Source organism: Vibrio sp. SG41-7 (assembly GCF_014164465.1).
Taxonomy (GTDB): Bacteria; Pseudomonadota; Gammaproteobacteria; order Enterobacterales; family Vibrionaceae; genus Vibrio; species Vibrio splendidus.
The window spans coordinates 55,342-73,632 of record NZ_JACJFF010000016.1 but is presented as its reverse complement, the minus strand read 5'-3'; the positions used below and the strand labels follow the sequence as shown (position 1 = coordinate 73,632).

Below are 18,291 nucleotides of genomic sequence, written 5' to 3'. Positions count from 1 at the left end.
TTCTCATTGCCTGAGCGGTACGTCACCGCACCGCCATTACCACCGGTTGCCTCTTGAGTGAAGTTCGCCTCACCAAAGGTTGCCGTCACATCACTACCAATGTTCAATGGGGAGCTCTCAAGGTTACTATCTGTGAGAATGATTGGTACGACTATCTCGCCAAAACCCAAGAGATATACTAGTGCTATTACAGGATCACCTTCGAGTGTTAAAAGAGAGGATAAGGTCTGTCCCTCTTTAGTGCTTAGCGTGATATTTGGCGCTGCCCAATCTATATTCAGAATATTCGTGTGCTGCATTAATCTAGGTGTCAAGGTAGCCCCGGCTTGGTCAAGATAACGCTTAAGTGCGGAACGCAACTTTGGACTGTTCACGACTTTTGTTATTTCAAAGCTTGCTGAAGACTTACTTATGTTTATGAGCGATGTGGGAGTCCAGTGCACTTCAGTCAAGGCGTTATCTAACTCAACGGTTAGGACACCCGTTACGGTCTGCGACTTTCCACTGCTTTTCTGGGTTACAATCGCTTGGTACTCATAGTTACCCGGGATCGGGGGAGGCAAAATTTCGAACGCCTGTAGGTTATTTAGTGTTGAGGGGGCTAAAAGCGCCGGTGGTAGCGTCCAACTTATTTGATAATCAGTGGGTGCTGGAACCTTCCTTAAATCAGATTGTTGACTCTGAGATTGAGTGACCGGAATGGCTGTCGCTTTCTCATCATTAATGACAACTCCCAGAATGAGAGGCTGGTAATCATCACCTGCATTTAGCGTTAAAATACTTTGGCTTTTCAAGCTTACAGTGAAGGTTGTTTTTTCTCGATACTCTAAAACAATGTTATTGTTTCGCGACACCAAATCATAACGATTACCATCAAGCTGACGAGTGATATCTACAGAAGCAGGAGAGACCTGTTTATCCCATGGAACACCTAAACGGTACGTCAAATCGATACCGGCATTTACTCTGAAATCTTGGCCTTTTGCTTTCGTGATACCTGAATTAATTGATATCATTGGAATGGGTGTGTACTCCACGCTCAAGGCTCCTGCGTATGGATCTGACTGCTTGTCTTTGGTTCCTAAGATATCCACTTCATCGCCAAAGTACTGCTCATAGGTAAATGATGCACCTAAGTGAGGATAAGAAGGTAGATAGCCTTCTACATTGACTTCAAAACCTTTCGCAACTCTTTCTTGGTGCATCTCAAAATCAGGCGAGTTTTTCCAAGCTGAAAGGGGGAAGTAATAATTACTCGTTAACTTGAAGTAGTCAGCAAACCCTTCAAAGCCGACGCTAGCGCGCTGGTGTGAACGAGTCATATCATGATCAAAGAACCCGTTCAATCCAACAATGTATTCATCCGTGGAGTAACGAGCACCTAGACCGAAATTGAAAAACTTACGGCCTAAGAAGGTGTCGTCGTCGTTCAACTGATAACCAAACTGGGTGAACAATAATTGTGAGTCGAAATCATAGAGTGGCACAAGCGCATTCAAGGAGGCAGAGGGAGCTTTAGGATCCAGGAGTAAGTTCGTTGTAAAATCAACCGTCGCATAAGGCGTAAGCCACGCGGTTACGCTGTTTTCCAATTGCTGGTTCGCATAGTCTTGAGCTCTTGAGGTCGCATTCTCGGTGTAGTTCGAAAGTGATCCGTTGTTAAGAGCTTGAGCTGCGGTGATTAACTCACCGACAATCGTAGTTGAGATTGCGTCATTGGAGGTGACCTTATTATCGGACCAACTAAGAGACGGTAACTTTTGGTCCAGACCCTTAAGTGTAATTGACTTAAAATCTGCCAGTACATCTTTTATCTGTGTCTCGCTGTACCCAGCCCAAGACCAAAGGAAAGCATCGGGGACATATTGACGGGTTTGATTTAAAAACTTCTCCTTATTTTTTCCTTGTGGGATTTTCATCATTAAGTGGTAGCGGGCAACGGAGTGGTCAAACCATAAAAAAAGCTGGCAGTCTTCAATAGACTGAGATAGTTCATTTGAAAATTTTTCTTTTGGCTTATTGACACCATAATAAAGATGGACATATTCAGCATCATCCGCCTGAGAAAACAAGCTAGTATAACTCGCGCTGTTACTTAATTCTTCGCTTATATTAAGAGAAGAATTTGAGGCTGCTTGAACTTGAAAAGTAAGAAAGAAGAAGAGAAGTATAGAGAGTTTACTCATAATTAAAGATAATATTTTTTCTCGAAAATAGAAATATACTAATAATTAAATTTCAAACTTTATGTAAATAATTAATTTATTAATTATCATATTAATTATCATGTTAGCCAGTGATTAATCATAGAAAGAGAAAAGTGAGAGCATCTAAAACTAAGCCGACGAAATCTCTCCCCCAAACGTAGAGAAATACCTATAAAAGCAATTCCTGAACTTACTGATGATGAGGTTGAACGGTTTAGATATAAAGTGAGTTTTTGGGAATGGTGATTAAAATATCTGTTGAAATAACATAAGTGCATCAAACTTTATGGTTAGGGTTTTGGTGAGGTTTTTGTTTTAGCATCACCCTAGTGAGTCACTGTATGCCTCCCCAGAATAGTCCCTATCTATAAGGAGATCGCTGTAATCCTGAACGCCAGCGCCTCGTCATTCTTCCTCGTTGCCGTTCTTCGTACCTCCTCACTCTTTTCACTGACATCCATTAAGTTCGAGTAAGGGCTTGTTGCCTTATGTGCCGATTTCCCTTTCGACTCGCACCATTTGATGGGGCTAGCAGGCTGTTGACCGTGCTCGCTCAGAGCTCCAATAACAAGGGTATATGAACGCTTCGCGCCCTTGTCATTGAGAACCATGAGCGCTTGCCGGACAGCCAAGCGGCTCCATAAAAGTGATACTCAAACAGAAAGGAAACTCCTCATGGCACAACGATACTCAACCCCAACTCTCTCTAAACCGATGTTCAGCGACCAGCGTTTCGCCGCTGGGCTCGAAAGCTCACCAAAAAATGATATCTCCTGTCGGGTCGTTGAACGTGCAGTTCGTTCGACTGTTTCAGCTACGGTTTCAAAAGGACTTATCTGGGTGAATTCAACGGACTTTAATTCGAGCGTTCGAGCGGTCAAAGTGCATGAGATTTTACTTAAGGAGTTTGGTTATACCGACTCTTTGATCTTGGAGGAAAGCCAGAAAGGAAAAGGGGTGAGCATTAGCGTATGTGACAGAGTGACGACGGTAAAACAGATGCGAGAAGATTACGCCTACGCGAAAAAAGAAGAGAGAAACGTTGAAACGACCGCTAAGCATCAAGAAATAGCGAAAGACCTTCTGACTAGCTTGTATGGCCAATAACACGGACTGAGCTCCGCCCATCACGACTTTAAATATTAAAAGGGATCTATTATGTCTGTACTTGCTAACTACTCTAATCACAGCCTTTTCTCTGTAGAAGAAAAAGATATCTTGAACCATGCCGCGAGCATTTTAAAATCTAAGTTGTTTGTGTCAGAGCTGACGCCACTCAATTCCCCTGAATTGGTGAAGTCATTTTGTCAGACTTCACTTGCTTCCAATGAAAGCGAAGTGTTTGGGGTGATATTTCTTGATAGTCAGCATCGGGTTTTACGCACAAAAGAGATGTTTAACGGCACCATTGACGCCGCATCCGTTTACCCTCGTGAAGTGGTCAAAGAGTCACTGGCCACAAATGCAAGCGCGGTCATTTTTTATCATAACCATCCCAGCGGTGATGCCACACCCAGTCAAGCCGATCGACGTATTACTCGACGACTGACCGACGCGCTAGCCTTGGTTGATATTCGAGTACTCGATCACTTCGTGGTGTCTTTTGAAGATGTGGTGTCATTTGCGGAGCGTGGTTGGATATAACCATTAGTTAGTGGAAAATGTCTCTCATTCACGCCTATTCTGGCGTGAATGACTTCGGTAACGTAATGCAGTAAACTAAAGACAACTAAATAAGGTTTCTATTATGTCTGAATCAAGCAAAGTCACATTAAGCGTTGAAGAGCTGATCAACCTAACCGCTCATGCTGCCACTCAAGAGCAGTTAAATGATACGCGTAAAGAACTCGATCAGAAGATCGAAGCGGTTCGTCATGACCTTTCAGATAAAATTGAAGCGGTTCGTAATGAGCTGAAGTCTGATATTCAGGGTGTTCGTAATGAGCTAAAATCTGATATCCAAGGGGTTCGTAATGAAGTGAGTTCCCTTAAAAACCTCATTATTGCTACTGCCTTTGCGATGATTGCGACGGTAGCCGGTGCCGCGTTTTGGGTTGGCAGTCATATCACCGCTTAATGTACAAATATGTTTTCTGAAATGCCTCTTATCCTAGAGGCATTTTTTTGTTCTCGTTATGTCCTCGATCGCTTCAACGCTCGCGCTAAAAGAATTTAAGCCAAAGGCTCGACCGCAAGCGGTCGTCAAACCGGCTCTCAGTGCCACAGTCCGCCCATTTGTTCGATGTTTGATTATATTGCTTTGTCATGGTGTCACTTTATGGGTTTTTGCCTTATAGGGTTTGATAGGCGGCTTTTTTATTATGACGGTTTAAGGCTGATTTTAAGTGCTGCGTTGTGGTAAGGGCTTTAGTTGGGCGCTACCCTTCGGGCAAGGCTTTTCGCTTGTATCTTTCATCTACGGACCAAGAGTGCCATCACCCTGGTGAGTCACTGCGTGCAGCCCCAGGGTGTGCCTCTCTACAGCCCCTATCTAAAAGGATATCGCTGCAATCCTGAACGCCTGCGCCTCGTCATTCTTCCTCGTTGCCGCTCGTCGTGCCTTCTCACTCCTTTCACTGACTGAACGAAATGAATATTTGAAAGGCTTCTCTGGTTATCAACTGCGTAAAAAACGAAGGCTCAAATCTCGAAGTTGTTGGAGTATGCCGGCACATTGATCTTAAAAACTCAGTCGATGGGAATGAATGATAGCTTTAGTGAGAGAGTATCAACTCGTTAAGGTAAGAGGGAAAAGTGATTCTGAATTAAACGCCTAGTTGGTTATTTGTTTAGGTATAAATGGGAAACGTTATTTTATGGAAACGGTTGTTACCCGTTTCCTGTTGGGCTATAATTTGTACAGTTAAGTTTATTTGGAGTGTTGAACAATGGCGGAACAATCTGGCGTGACCTTTGAACAAGTATCAAAAGCTGCTACAGCAATGCTAACTCAAGGTACTAAACCCTCAGTTCGTAATGTTATGCAGGTAACCGGTGGTAAAACAGAAACCGTCTCTAAGCTTCTACGTGACTTTCACGACAAGCGTAATGCAGAAGTCATTAAAATGGCTGATGAGCTAGGCAGCAGTAAGATCGCTGAATTGCTCGCGGATGAAATGCAAAGCGTTGTCGAGCGAAAAACCGCGAGCCTTCAGCAAATGATTTCCGACCAAAAAGCCCAGTTAGATGAAGCTATAGAGCTACTAGAAGAAAAAGAAAAAGACAGTCAGCACCGTATTGAAATGGCAGAGGCCAGAGCCGCTCAACTCATTAATGAAGCCAATGATAAAGCGGCTAAAGCATTAGAGCGTGTGGACAGTGCCGAACAAAAAGCAACTGAAGCTATAGCATTGAGCGAAGAAGTAAAGAAAGAAGCCGACAAATCAATGTCTGATAATGAGCAGAAATGTGATCTTTTAGTGACTAACGCAAAAAGTGAAGCTGAGAGTCTTGTGGGCGCGGCTAACCGTCGAGCGGATAAAGCGGAGCAAGAAAGCGCAAGTTTGCGAGAGCAGGTTAAGCTACTCACTGTCGATCAAGCGAAAAGAGAAATAGAGCAAGCTCAACATGAAAAAACACAAGAGCAGCATACTGAAACGCTAAACCAACTGGCTAATGAGCGAACAACGGTCGTTCAGTTACGCACTCAAGAAGAAAACCGTCAATCAGAAATAGAGCGCTTAACTGGCGAGTTGAACGAGATTAAATCTGACAGTAAACAATTAGCTTCCGCGCAAGGGCAGTTGGTTGAGTTGCAAAGACAGATCTCCCAATTACAAAGTGATTTGTCTCTATCAGAAAGAGAGCGTGAATCTCTATCCGTCGCTCTTAGAAGTAAGTAAGAGCGAAAAAATGACCAAGATTGAATTTATCCTTTAACAACGCAAAGAAGGGGGAGGATTCTAGTGCTGCAGAAGCCTCTCAATCTAAAGAGCTTAATGGCATTTAGCCATTTTGCCGTAAACCCTTGCCGATCGGGCGGGGGTATAAGGCGTAAAGCTCGAAGAGCTTTAACTTGATATCGCCGGACTTTCTACATAAGCCTTTAACGTTTCAATTGTCGCACCGCCAGCCGTACAAGCAAAGTAAGAACGAGACCATAAGGCCGCGCTTTTACTTTGCCTTGTAAGGTGCGTATTTTTCAGCCTCAACATTCTTGATGAAATAGATTTAAGGTTGCGTTGTGATATGGGCTTGAGTTGGGCGTTACCCTTCGGGAAAGGCTCTCCGCTTGTATCTTTTATCTATGGCCTAAGAGTGGCATCACCTTGGTGAGTCACTGCGTGCCGCCCCAGGATGTGCCTCTCTACAGCCCCTATCTAAAAGGATATCGCTGCAATCCTGAACGCCTGCGCCTCGTCATTCTTCCCCGTTGCCGCTCGTCGTGCCTCCTCACTCCTTTCACTGACTGAACGAAAGAATCTGTAAGATGGATTTTGTTTTTCGCCTGTCCTTTTTCCTTTGATTTCTCATTACCGTGTCGCGGTCTTCCTGCTTAACGTCCCAAATCAGAACCCCCAAAACAAGGGTATATGAACGCTTCGCGCCCTTGTTTTGATGAACCGTGATTTTGGGTCGAGCAGTCAGGCGACAACGGGAATGAAAAATTAATCAAAGGAAAAACTTATGACAGACTCAATCCTTAATCCATCAACAGCTTCTAACGTTCAATCCGCGACAAACGTATCCCCGTTTGAGCCGTCAGGCTCATCCAAGAATGAATTTTTGAAGCGCTTCTCTGGTCATAAGTTGCGTAAAAATGCGAAGGCTAAAATTACGAAGCTGTTGGAATATGCTGACACGTTGATCTTAAAAACTCAGTCAATGGGGATGGATGATTGCTTTAGAAGTAATGAGCCTGTCACGATGGATAAATCCGAATTTTGGGATTGGTACGAAAAGAACTACAGCGACATGGTTATTTTATTAACCATCCGTGAAGGCGCTCTAGTGAAAGTGCAGGTCTGTGATTGTATCTATCATTTTTCTAATGATGTGGTGATGACGTTCTCTTTGGATGGAGAGGAGGCGCAAAGCACGATTATTGAGGGGGAATGCTCAGAAGTGGAGGGCACCGAAGAAGTGAAAGAGCCGGTGCAGCTTGCCCCGTTCGACCAATACGTACACCTGGAAAAGACCGCCGTTGTGAAGCAAGTGATTATTGATTGGAGTGAATCCAATTTATTATCTGATGGCAATGCGTACACCCTTGATGATTACAACAAAAAAGCAAGTCAAGAAGCGATGGAAGTGGGCCGCAATAACGGTTACACCAAGACGATGATGTATATCGAGTTTGATAATGGTGACTTGGAGCGATTTAGACATGATATTGATGCGGATCACTCAACGCTGAACCACTATTACGCTGCTGTGACTGAGACAAAATTGATGGGCTTGTCTAAAGTGCGCTTTACGTTTGAGCAAGTGACAAAGGCATTGATTGACGGTTATCTTTCCCCGCTTAACAGTGATGAGAAAAAGCCAACACCGCCACCACAAGATAACACCCGAAAAGTGGTAGCGCTGGGAGACTATCAAGAGCGACAAGAAGCGCGATAGATTAGAAGAGCGCGCCGCTAAAGCGGCAGCGGTCTCTAATGAGCGATTTAATACCGCGAGTACATTAGGGAAAATGTTACCGTTCGGTCAGCCAATCCTGGTTGGTCACCATTCAGAAGCGAAGCACCGTAAACACGCGGAGAGCATCAATACCAACATGCGTAAAAGCGTAGAGGCTCAGGATAAAGCGGAATATCTGAGCCGTCGCGCTGATAGTGTAGGCTCTGCCGGTATCGCGTCAGACGACCCAGAAGCGGTTGAAAAATTGAAGAAAAAGCTCGAGGGTTTGATTAAAAGTCATGAACTCATGAAAGCCGTTAATAAGATCGTTCGCTCTAGTCATATGACCGAGGAAGACAAGATCGAATATTTGGTTAATACACACGGACAGACAGAAGAAAGAGCAAAAAAATTATTACGCCCGTGTGAGTTTTTTGGAAAGTTTGGCTTTGATGCATACGCACTACAGAATAGTAATGCCAATATCCGAACAACTAGAAAGCGTTTAGAGCACTTGGAAGCGTTGCACAACGAAGCGCCATTACAGGGTAACGGCGAGGCAATGGGGACGGCTTGGGAGCTGTACGAAGAAGAGGGCCGCATTAAGTTTTCATTTGACGGTATTCCAGCCGAAGAGGTGCGCAAAAAATTAAAAAGTAACGGTTTTAAATGGTCACGATACTCTAAAGCGTGGGTGCGTAAACTGACGCCCAACGCGGTCTTTGTGACAAAAAGACTCATTACTTTATTCGATTAAAACCGAATGAGATGCCTCTTAGCCTGGAGGCCTTAGTTTCCTTGGTGATTTCCTTGAACGCTGTGGTCGCGCTAAAAGAAGTTGAGCCAAAGGCTCGACCGCAAGCGGTCGTCAAGCTGGCTCTCAGGAGGACTGTAGGCCCATTGACTCGATGCTTGATTGTATTGCAGTGTATTGATGTCAATTTGTGGTTGCGTGGCTGATAGGGCTTAATTGACGAGTTTTTTATGATGATAGTTTAAAGCGGATTTGAAGCACAGCGTCGTGATAAGGGCTTAACTTGGGCGTTACCCTTCGGGCAAGGCTTTTCGCTTGTATCTTTTATCTATGGCCTAAGAGTGACATCACCCTGGTGAGTCACTGCGTGCCGCCCCAGGATGTGCCTCTCTACAGCCCCTATCTAAAAGGATATCGCTGCAATCCTGAACGCACTTCTCTCACTGCGTTCGCTACGCCTCGTCGTACCTCCTCGTTGCTTTCCCTACCTTTGAATAAGTTCGAGTAAGGCTTGTTTTCTTATGCGCCGATTTCCTTTCACTCGCATCATTTACGGGCTCGCAGGCTGTTAACCGTCTCTCCCCACAACCTGATTTGCAAGGGTAAATGAACGCTGCGCGCCCTTGCAAAGCAGAACGATGGTGAGAGAGCGGACAGCCAAGCGGCTCCGAAAAGTGATACTCAAACAAAAGGAAAATCCTCATGGCGCAACAAAATTCAAACCTAACTCTCTCTAATTCAAATTCAGTGACCAGCGTTTCGCCGCTGGAGCACGAAAGCTCACCAAAAAATGATATCTCTAAGCGTCTGCAACCAGTAGAGCCAAGTCGTGATGTTGCCCTATCAGGATCAACCTCTGTGGAAAATATTGTCGTGATTGCCGCTCATGTAAAAGCAAGAGCCAGGCATTCCAGTGTTTGGCTAGAACTGACGGTTTTATTCCCAGAAACAGAACTCAATAAGCCGTACTGGGGGCAAGGCATCGCGAGAGGTCATGTGATTACTGAAACAAATAAGGTAGGGCTGAATAGTCGTGCTGTCGTCATGGGGTGGGTGACAGATAGCCATCAATATATCGAAGTATAAAGACTTGATACCCCTTAGTTATAAAATGGAGACTTAAATAATGAAATATCTCTCACACTATATTCAAGACAAACAAACTCAGGCTTTTAATGATGCTGGGGCGTTCTTTGCTTTTTCTAATCAACAGTTCGATGAGGCAAAAAAAGATAGCGTGAAATACGCATCACTAGGTATGGGGTTAATTTGCCCAGTTGATAATGCCAAGCAATTAATGACTCGTTTAGATTCCATCGCTCAAGAAGGGATCGCCGAAGATATCAAAGAGAACGGGAAAAAGGCGATCATTCGCCGTGAGTTATTTAATCACGAATGTTTCTACACCAATGATATTTGTGATTGTGTGGAAAAACTCGAAGGCTATGGCATTTCATACGATGAGATTTATGAAGTGTTTAATCACATTCGTAAAAAGGAAGACGTTTATTAAACGTGAAAATTAAAGCGCCTTGATATTTGTTCCATCAAATATCAAGGCATGTTCAAGTCAATTATGGTGAATATTCGAATGAACATTCTGAATGCTACACAAGATAGAGAAGAAACGAAAGCAAAATGTTACGTTTGTACGGCCGTGCCGTTCTCGCTGGGTAAAGTGGTCTATACGCAAGGTATTGAGCAGTTATTAGATAATAATGTCGGTGCTAACTTGTCGATTTATTTGCAGCGTCACCAAAGTGGAGATTGGGGAGAGACTTGCATTGAAGATAAAATCACCAATGACGAAGCAACCAAAACAGGCGAGAGAGTGATATCGAATTATACGATTTGTGATCAATCGGTTTGGATAATAACTGAACGTGACCGCAGCGTGACCACAATTTTATTACCTTGTGAATATTGATATCTCAATGGGATGGCATAAAATGAGAGTCCTATTATTAGGGCTCTTTTTTATGATGAAACCATTACTTTATCTTTCGTTGTTATCGCCGTGTTTCAGTTGGGCTTTTTGCTTTGATGAGGCAGGGCGATTTTATAATGTCGATCCACAGCTTTTAAAATCCATTGCCACGGTAGAAAGTAGCCTAAAGCCGAACGCGTACAATGAAAATAAAAATAGAGTTGGTGAGGTGGTTAGTCGTGACTTTGGATTGATGCAAATCAATTCCCATTGGTTTGTTAGACTATCCAAATTTAATGTGAATGAAACAAATATCTATAATCCTTGCTTTAATGTTCATCTTGGCGCGTGGGTATTAAGTTCTAATTTTTCTAGTCATGGTTATAACTGGAACAGCGTCGGCGCGTATAATGCGGGTTTTTCCAAACGCACTGAGAACGCCAGGAAAATATACATCCAAAAAGTCCAATCGGTTTATTTTAAGATGAACGTTCAATAAAAGACCTTGCACCATAACGGTGCAAGGTCTTTCGCTTTTCTTCTCGCTTTCTTCCTTCAATTTCCAGATCCCCCGCATCCCTCGTTCGTCAGATTCATTCGCCACCTGGTCGGCTTTTGTCTTTCGCTGTCAGTTTTTCCCGTCGCTTTGATTAGGGACTCAGATCATTCGTTCTGAGTTGTTGGTTAGTTGAGTTGGTTACCACACACCACGCTAAATCGAAAACGATTTAAATGGTTGTCTGAATAAAACATAAAACCAATACAATCAATAATTTAATATGTAAATTGAAGAATTAAAATAGTGGGGGAAAATTTTCAAAATCTCAACTAATTAGCCGCCGAAATCCAATGTAGATTTACATCATAAATGCATCAATTGTACTTAATCCCTTTTCGAAAAAGGGCTGAGAGCTTGTTTAAAGTGAAAGTGATGTACTAGTGATTTATTAGTAATTAACTCAATGTTTTTAATGATAAATAATGAACTTCTTTGTGAGTATGTAATTTACATGTGATGTAATTGTAATGTATGGTTAAAGTTTTGTTTAGAGGTAGATCTAAGAGAGGATGGTGGGATTATGGCGAAAGCTTTTTCTGTACAGAGTTACATTCGGGGTGAATTGGAGCAAGATTTTAAGACGTTCAGAGACAGAGAAAAGTTGGGTGATGCGGAAGCTGTCAGGCAACTTCTCACACTGGCATTGAAGATTAAACTGAACGCTCAGGAAGAGGCTCGGCCGTCTAACCGCGAGTTGATGGAAGAGATGTATCGACGGATCAGGATGATCCAAGGGACGGGTAATTTAACCCACACACAAAGTTTTGATGGTGTCGCGTTCCATAAAAATAAAAAAGATGCAGTAGAAATGCGTAATTTGGTTTCCGCTGATGTGGATAAAAAAGTGGATGCTTATCTTGCAGGCGAAAAAAAAGGGTAGCCAATGGCTACCCTTTTATTATCGCTCTAACTCTCTGTCGATTTCTCTGTCTTCCCAATGGCTCTCTTTCTCTGATTGATTAAATTCCATCTCTTGCTGAGGGGAATATTCTTTTGGCTCAAAGTGTTCGAGTGATTGGCTGTCGAGTTCCTTTTTCTCATTATAGTTGATTGTGTCTAATTCATTCTCTTGATGAGAAGAGTGTGCTTCACTTAATTCAATATCATGCGCGCTGTTATCCCTCTCTAACTTATCAATGCACGATTTGATGTCATCTTTTAGGTTATCATCTGACATGAATTGAATGTCTCGGCCATTAAAGTTCTCGACGATTTTTTCAATGTTGTTTGGGTTTAAATCGTGATTGCCATGATTTAATACAATAATGATGTTCTGTCTCAGTTCATCGTTGGATATGTTTTGAATGTCGTTCTTGTGATTGACGTTGATAATATCAATCTGTCCTTGGGTTTGGTCTCGAATTAAAAACGAGTGTTCAATTGAGGTACTGATGATGGTGGTGTTTAAATTCTCTCCTTGATGGAAGTGGGTTAATTGTTTGGACTTTGTGCCTAAGGTTCTTGGATTGATATCTAGGGAGGTATCTTTATTTCCTTGAGTGTCTAAATAGGTCACTTCAATGGCTTTGGTTTCACCTTCTTTATTGTGGATGTTGGTTAGCATTGCAGGGTGAAAGGATTTGTCTTCGGATGAATACACCGCAGGGTGAAATTTAACATGTTGATTTTCAATGTTATTCACACCGAGCTTGTTTAAGTACGTTTGCGCCAATGTGCCATCCATTGGCAGGCTTTGGCTAATGTACTCTTTGGCTCTTTGATCAAACTGTGCAATATGCCTTGGGATAGTGTTGAGCAATTTTTCATGTTTGCTGTTTTCCTCCAGTTGGTATTTTTCTGGTTCGTTGAGCATCTTGTGTGCTTCATTCATGGCCTCTTTGTAGCTTATTGCCTTATGGTTCATAATCAGGTTAATTAATGTGCCTTTTTCGCCTGTCGTGTAGTCTTTAAAATAACCACGGTACGCTCCGGTCAGGGTGATTTTGGTGGCGGATTGGCCAAGGCCAAAGGTTAAGTAATCACGGTCTGATTTAGATTGATTCGGCTGGCCTAATAACTGAACGGCGAGACTTTCGGTGTATTTGGGTAGTTGCGTATTGATGTGCTCCCTAAATTTGTTGTAGTCAAAGTCACCGCTTTTATTTTGGAATCGGACGTCCTCATGAGGCAGAGCATTACGGTTAAAGTAGGTGGTGTCCTTGGGTGGGATTTGGCTGAGGGTTTCTATCGCACTGGCTTTATGACTTTCTTTGGATAACCAGCTTTTGACCAGTTGTTTTGTGTTGTCGGTATAGAGTCGGATGTGCTGGCTGGCACGGGTGACATCGATACCAGCCCGTCTCAGGTTCGTCAGTGCGGCTTTGCTTTGTATCGCGGTAATGACGTGGGGATAGGAGGCTCCTTGTGCCATGTCTGCAGTTCGACTGTAAGCGTAGTCCCAATGCCCATCTTTAAGCTCGTTGGGGTGAATGGTGAGCGTTTGCCCTGTTTTGGATTGCGCTTTGATGCCTTCCTCATTGGCTTGCGTGATGCGGTATTCGACGTTGGCTTTGATACCGCGGTCTTTATCGGTAAAGCGGGTGATGATTTTATCGCCCGTTGAGAGTGGTTTTTCTGACGAAGAGAACAGTGTGGTGAAACGGTGGTCACGGTTACGCGGTAAGAACGGTCTTGTCTTACCTGTACTCGCGTCTTGAAGTGTTACTACGCCATGTTCTGAATCCACATGGGTAATCGTGGCGTACTCGCCTCGTTTAGTGCTCAGTACCAAGCCCTTTTGATAAGGCATCATGGTGGTGAGTTCTTCTCCGGTTGCCCCGATAGAGCGCAGTCTGGTTGCCATGATATTTTCTTTGCCAATGTCATTATTTTTCATCAACCCGACACGGATGTAGTTGGTGATGGTGTCACGCTCCTGGTTGGTGTAAGCGATGATAAGCGTGTTTTCCCTGGTTTCTGGAGTGCGCTCTAGATAATCCTTTGCCACAACGTAGGGCAGCTTTTCGGTGGCGGTCAGCTGCGCTTTGCGTCGGTTTTTATCGTTTTCATCCAGCGTGGAAATCACATGTTGGTTATTGTCTTGAGTGTCAGGCGCTTGGCGTTGAAGTTTGTCCAGAGCGCTTTGTGGCTGTTTATCAATGGTATTTTGCTGTGCATTGTGCAAGGTATCATTTTGTGGACGCACCATATCGGCCATGTAAGCGGTTTCGATGCGACCTCGACTCATGGCAAGTTCAAAAGGCTTACCGGCACTGAGGGATAACAGCTGTTCTTTATCGCCCAGTAGGGCTGTTTTGGATTGACTGAGATTTATCAGTGCGGTGAACTCGTCGGCTTGCTTATTGCTGACCATTGAGCTTTCATCGAGAAAGAAGAGCGTGTGTTGGTAGTCGCTGGCTTGTCGATTTTTCTGGCGAATGTCGGACAGCAAGCTTTCCAACGTTTGCGCTTTAACGCCTTTGTTTTCGAGCTCTGCTACAGCCGCGTGTGTTGGCGCAAGACCCATGACGTTTTGCTCTGGTTGCTGGCTGGCTTCTTTCACTAACTGGATAAGTTCAATGTTGGATTCAAGCATGGTGGACTTACCGGTGCCGGCTAAGCCTTGGATGGCCACAAAGCTGTCCTTGGTGGTTGAGATGAGGGTGATGGCGTCCTTTTGCCCTTGGGTTAGGCTAGGCTTGGTATCGAGAAAGTCTTGCACCTGTTTAGGCGTCGCAAAAGGTTTATGTTGGCCTTTACCATCATCGATGTTTTGCAAGATGCGCTTTTCAGTTTCTAGCGCAGCGTGCGTCGTCCAGCGAGTGCCGTCACTGTACTCTGCAGAGAGGGTGTCGCTGCGTTTCGTTAGCTCTGTTTCAACCTGCTCTTTAGTAACAGAGCCACCGGCTTCTTCAAAGGCGTAGCGCACCGCTTCCACGACTAACGCTTTTTGGCTAAATGCCGCTTCTCGCTCTGAGAGGTGGTTAAGGGCAAAGCTGACTGCTTTCTCAATGAGTGGGGCGTGTTGCGCTTGCGCGAGTGCAGATAGGGCTTGGCCAACATCTTGTTTTAACAAGGCTTGGGTTGTTTCACTGAGGTAGCGGTCGTTGACATTTTGCGTCTGCAGCACTCGCTCAATTGCCGAAGGGGAGACCTGTGCTTTTTCGAGTGTGCTTTGGGCTTTGTCTGGTTTATCCGTGAAGATATCAAGGCGGTCTGTTTTTTCGGTTAGGTCATTTAACAGGGGTTTGGAGAGGGTAAACGCTTTTCCTGAGAGTAGGGTATGGGCTTTTTTCTCGATATGACTGGCACTACGTACGTAGTCGTATTGCAGCGGTGCGTCTTTTAAGCTGTCTAAGCTCAGGCGCTGAGTTTTCCCTTTGCTCTCAAGCGTGAGGCTTTCTTTGGCAAGGTGAGTGACAAGGTAGCTTTGGTTCGCGTCCAAGCCGGCAGGGAAGTGTTTGCCTAGCGTTCGAAGACGTTCGCCTTGGGCGATGTTGAGACTTTGCGGTTTATTGATTTGCATCTTCATGTGCTTAAAGGCGCGACTGGACGGATCAAAGGTGTGTGACTGTCCATCGCGTTTGCTGAGTGCGGTCATGGTGTTGCTCTCTTTATCGATACTGGCGATGACAAAACTATGAGGTTTGCTTTTCTCCCAATGGGTGAGTGTCATGCCTGGTTTGTAGTGTTGAACGAGAGATTGTTGCGCTTTGGAGAGGTAGTGAGGTGTTTGAGTGAATAGGGTGGTTTCGTGTCTTGCGAGGGTGCCGGTGTTTTTGAGCCTGTTCCGAATGGCTTCAGTTAATCGCCGTTGTTCAATGCCTGAGGTGGCGATCACTTGAGTATTGGCTTTATCAGGCAAGTCAGCGTAAACGCGTGCTATCCTCTCAGTGTCGCTGTCATGTAGCCTTACGTCGGTGTTGATGGGTTTACTGTTCACCCAGGAATGATTCTCCACATTACCCTTTTGATACAGCGAGATAGCGTTATTGGCTTTAAACCCCTGACGGCTTGATACGCGGTTTAACATCACCATTTTGGCGTTGGATTGCTTCGCCTTGGCGGTAAGATCTAACAGTTCCTTGGTGCTCATCTTGTTGGCGTCATCGATGAGCAAGATGTCTTTATTGGTCAGCGGTGTATCACTTTGCAGTAAGCTATGGGTGGTGTGGCGCTGCTCTGGTGAAAAGGTATGGGCTATCCATGCGCTGAGTGTTTGACTCTTGCGCTGTACGCTCTCCATGCCTTCTGTCTTGGCTTTCACGCTTTGAGAGACCAATTGGACGCGTTTACCACTGTGATTGCCTACATTAAGTAGCTGTTGCGCAATACCTTGTGATGAGCCGTGTACATTGACCACATGGAACTGTTTAGTGGAGTGATAAAGCTCGGTCAATAGGCGCTGCTGGTTTTCAGGGATAGCGAGCTTGTTGAGCGTGTTAGATTCAACGTGGGTGCGCATGTGATGCGCCCGACCTTGGGTGCTGTCGATAAGCGCTTGTTCGTTATCAATCAAGCCTTTGGTGGTGTATTGCCCTTTTTTACTGAGCCCTATCAAGTCGCCCTGTTTAATCATTTCATCCGCGACTTTTTTGATATCAAGGGCGTTGAGTTGCACGCCGCTTTTGGTGAACTCTGAGGCGGTGAGTTCAATGATTTTTTCTAGGTGTAACGCGGTGCTGTATTGCCCTAGATGGTCAATGGCTCTGCTGATGGCGGCTTTGGTTTCACCGAGTGGCGGGGTATTTTGCGCTTCCTTCACTTGTTGTGCCATGGTGACAAGTTGAGCCGGCTCATACCCTTGTTCTTTTACGGTGCTTTGCCACTGTTTGTTGAGGCTGTCACTGGTCTGGTAGGTTTTGCTTTTACGAGTATCGAGGTTCGCCACGTCTTTTGCCGCGCGGGAATCAAAGCCTAAATCGAGTGTACGTTGATCAATTTGTTGTTTGCGAGTGGATGACGCATCAAGAATGGGTTGAGGGACCCCGCTGATTTCGAACTGACCGTTACCGACGCCTCGCGTAGAGTAACCCAGTGTTTGTGCATCTTTAGCCAATTGACTCTGGTACAAGATACCGTAGTATTTTTGGAAGTTGTAAATGCGCTCGCCTGTACCGTTAATCACGCCCCCTTTTTGTTTTAGGCTGGTTGATAAAGCGCGTAAGTCCCCTTCTTTATCGCGCGTCATGTTAGCGGCTAGAGCGTGCGAGTGCACTTGCACGTCGTTTTCACGGCTGGTCTTGTGGCGCACGACCGCAAATAGCATCGAATCCGTATTTTCGTATTCTTGAACGCATTTTTCATGGGTGACTTTGACTTGTGCTACGTCTTTCTCAAGCTCTGTTAAGGCGAACTTCACGGCGTTATTGTGCGCTTCAATGAGGCGGTTATCTCCGCCAATAAGTGCAAGAACGCTGAGGGATTTAGGCGCAGAAAACGTCAGGTCGAAGCCAGATTTGTGTTTTTCCCGTTTCCCTTTAATGGTTTCATCCCCAAGGTTGCCAGAGAGCACCGATTCTAGGGTGGCTTGCTCTACGGGTTTACCCGCCAGTCCCGCTTCGATGGCCAGCTTGCCATGCCAGAAGGTGTTTTCTCCCTGGTCTTTTTCCTTGAGGTAATAGTTATCGCCCGCGTTTTTTTCTAAAGAGACGTCTGGTAGGTCTTTGGGGGTTTCTTCATTAAGGTAGTATTTGGCTGCGCCAGAGGCGGATTTAAGTGGACTGATAGAAAGCATGGATTTTTCCTCATGTAACGTAAACTGCCGCTTACAGGAAACCTGAGCGGCATTTAAGTGATTCATCGCGTTTAACGGTGGGGTAGGTGAGGCTAAGTGGTGTTTACTTTTGGGTGGCAGTCTTCCTATTGGTTTTTGCCGTTTGACACCAAACAAGAACGGATTCTAACCACTCCAAGCGCATGCCAACTCAGATCCCTGCAAATTCAAACGAGGAAATAACCAATGATAGAGTCGGTCGTTCTTACTGCCAATTTTAATGGTATAGTTTCGATAACTTTTTGTGCGCAGGTGACTCTATGTGGTTGAAGAGGAGGGGGCGATAACGGGGTAAAACTCTCCGCGTTTCTTACGCAGTTTAATGTGTTGTTCACCCCCCTTTTGGTGCAGGGCCTAATTTTGTTGTATCGACGGTACTGGTCAACAAAGCCTAAAGGCCACAACTCACGATTCAATTCACATTTTTCTTAAAAAAACATCCGCAAATAGATTGAAAGTAACTTTAAACCATCGAAAATTATACCCCAGAGCTACTGTACGCAGCTATGCGCATCAGATGTACATCTTATGGTCGGTTCTTAGGTATCTTTTAACAGGATGCATTCG

13 protein-coding genes and 1 pseudogene are annotated in these 18,291 nt (G+C 44.7%); 11 read left to right on the top strand and 3 right to left on the bottom strand.

What is annotated here, in order from left to right; translation table 11 throughout:
• Nucleotides 1-2,186 (bottom strand): inverse autotransporter beta domain-containing protein (locus H5300_RS06760; RefSeq protein ID WP_182795695.1); only part of this gene is annotated, 2,186 nt, incomplete at its 3' end.
• A gap of 696 nt (nt 2,187-2,882) precedes the next feature.
• Here H5300_RS06760 and H5300_RS06755 point away from each other — a divergent pair.
• From H5300_RS06755 to H5300_RS06740, 4 genes are all read left to right on the top strand, one after another.
• The gene (locus H5300_RS06755; RefSeq protein ID WP_182795694.1) at nt 2,883-3,314 is read left to right on the top strand and encodes a hypothetical protein; all 432 of its coding nucleotides are present in this window, start codon (nt 2,883-2,885) and stop codon (nt 3,312-3,314) included.
• A 51-nt stretch (nt 3,315-3,365) separates the two neighbouring features.
• Entirely contained in the window at nt 3,366-3,851 is a 486-nt protein-coding gene (radC, locus tag H5300_RS06750; RefSeq protein WP_108167677.1) for a DNA repair protein RadC, read from the top strand.
• Between the two features lie 103 nt (nt 3,852-3,954).
• Complete coding sequence (locus tag H5300_RS06745; RefSeq protein WP_105058872.1) at nt 3,955-4,284, top strand: DUF1640 domain-containing protein; 330 nt, start codon at nt 3,955-3,957, stop codon at nt 4,282-4,284.
• An 811-nt stretch (nt 4,285-5,095) separates the two neighbouring features.
• Nucleotides 5,096-6,049 (top strand): DNA-binding protein, encoded by a 954-nt coding sequence (locus H5300_RS06740; protein ID WP_076678494.1) that lies wholly within the window; start codon nt 5,096-5,098, stop codon nt 6,047-6,049.
• A 168-nt stretch (nt 6,050-6,217) separates the two neighbouring features.
• Here the strand turns inward: H5300_RS06740 and H5300_RS06735 are convergent.
• Nucleotides 6,218-6,385 (bottom strand): annotated as a pseudogene (locus tag H5300_RS06735) (transposase); the annotation flags it as partial.
• A gap of 448 nt (nt 6,386-6,833) precedes the next feature.
• On the opposite strand from H5300_RS06735, the gene H5300_RS27870 reads away from it, so the two are divergent.
• From H5300_RS27870 to H5300_RS06705, 7 genes are all read left to right on the top strand, one after another.
• On the top strand, nt 6,834-7,769 hold the full coding sequence (locus tag H5300_RS27870; RefSeq protein WP_259397607.1) for an LPD25 domain-containing protein: 936 nt from the start codon (nt 6,834-6,836) through the stop codon (nt 7,767-7,769).
• Nucleotides 7,744-8,526 carry a DUF3560 domain-containing protein gene (locus tag H5300_RS27865; protein WP_310736115.1) on the top strand — a complete coding sequence of 261 codons (783 nt, stop codon included), beginning with the start codon at nt 7,744-7,746 and terminating at the stop codon, nt 8,524-8,526. The genes H5300_RS27870 and H5300_RS27865 overlap by 26 nt, the downstream gene beginning before the upstream one ends.
• A 699-nt stretch (nt 8,527-9,225) precedes the next feature.
• Nucleotides 9,226-9,609, top strand: coding sequence for a hypothetical protein (locus H5300_RS06725; protein ID WP_076648261.1), 384 nt, complete (start codon nt 9,226-9,228; stop codon nt 9,607-9,609).
• 40 nt (nt 9,610-9,649) lie between these two features.
• Nucleotides 9,650-10,036: a hypothetical protein gene (locus H5300_RS06720; protein WP_182795693.1), complete on the top strand. Its 387-nt coding sequence runs from the start codon at nt 9,650-9,652 to the stop codon at nt 10,034-10,036.
• A 78-nt stretch (nt 10,037-10,114) separates the two neighbouring features.
• Nucleotides 10,115-10,450, top strand: coding sequence for a hypothetical protein (locus H5300_RS06715; RefSeq protein WP_016766862.1), 336 nt, complete (start codon nt 10,115-10,117; stop codon nt 10,448-10,450).
• Between the two features lie 55 nt (nt 10,451-10,505).
• Nucleotides 10,506-10,949, top strand: coding sequence for a lytic transglycosylase domain-containing protein (locus H5300_RS06710; protein ID WP_136985829.1), 444 nt, complete (start codon nt 10,506-10,508; stop codon nt 10,947-10,949).
• Between the two features lie 580 nt (nt 10,950-11,529).
• Complete coding sequence (locus tag H5300_RS06705; RefSeq protein ID WP_182795692.1) at nt 11,530-11,889, top strand: hypothetical protein; 360 nt, start codon at nt 11,530-11,532, stop codon at nt 11,887-11,889.
• 18 nt (nt 11,890-11,907) lie between these two features.
• Here H5300_RS06705 and traI read toward each other — a convergent pair whose 3' ends face one another.
• Nucleotides 11,908-17,685, bottom strand: a complete 5,778-nt coding sequence (traI, locus tag H5300_RS06700) for a conjugative transfer relaxase/helicase TraI (protein ID WP_182795691.1) — start codon at nt 17,683-17,685, stop codon at nt 11,908-11,910.
• Nucleotides 17,686-18,291 lie beyond the last annotated feature (606 nt).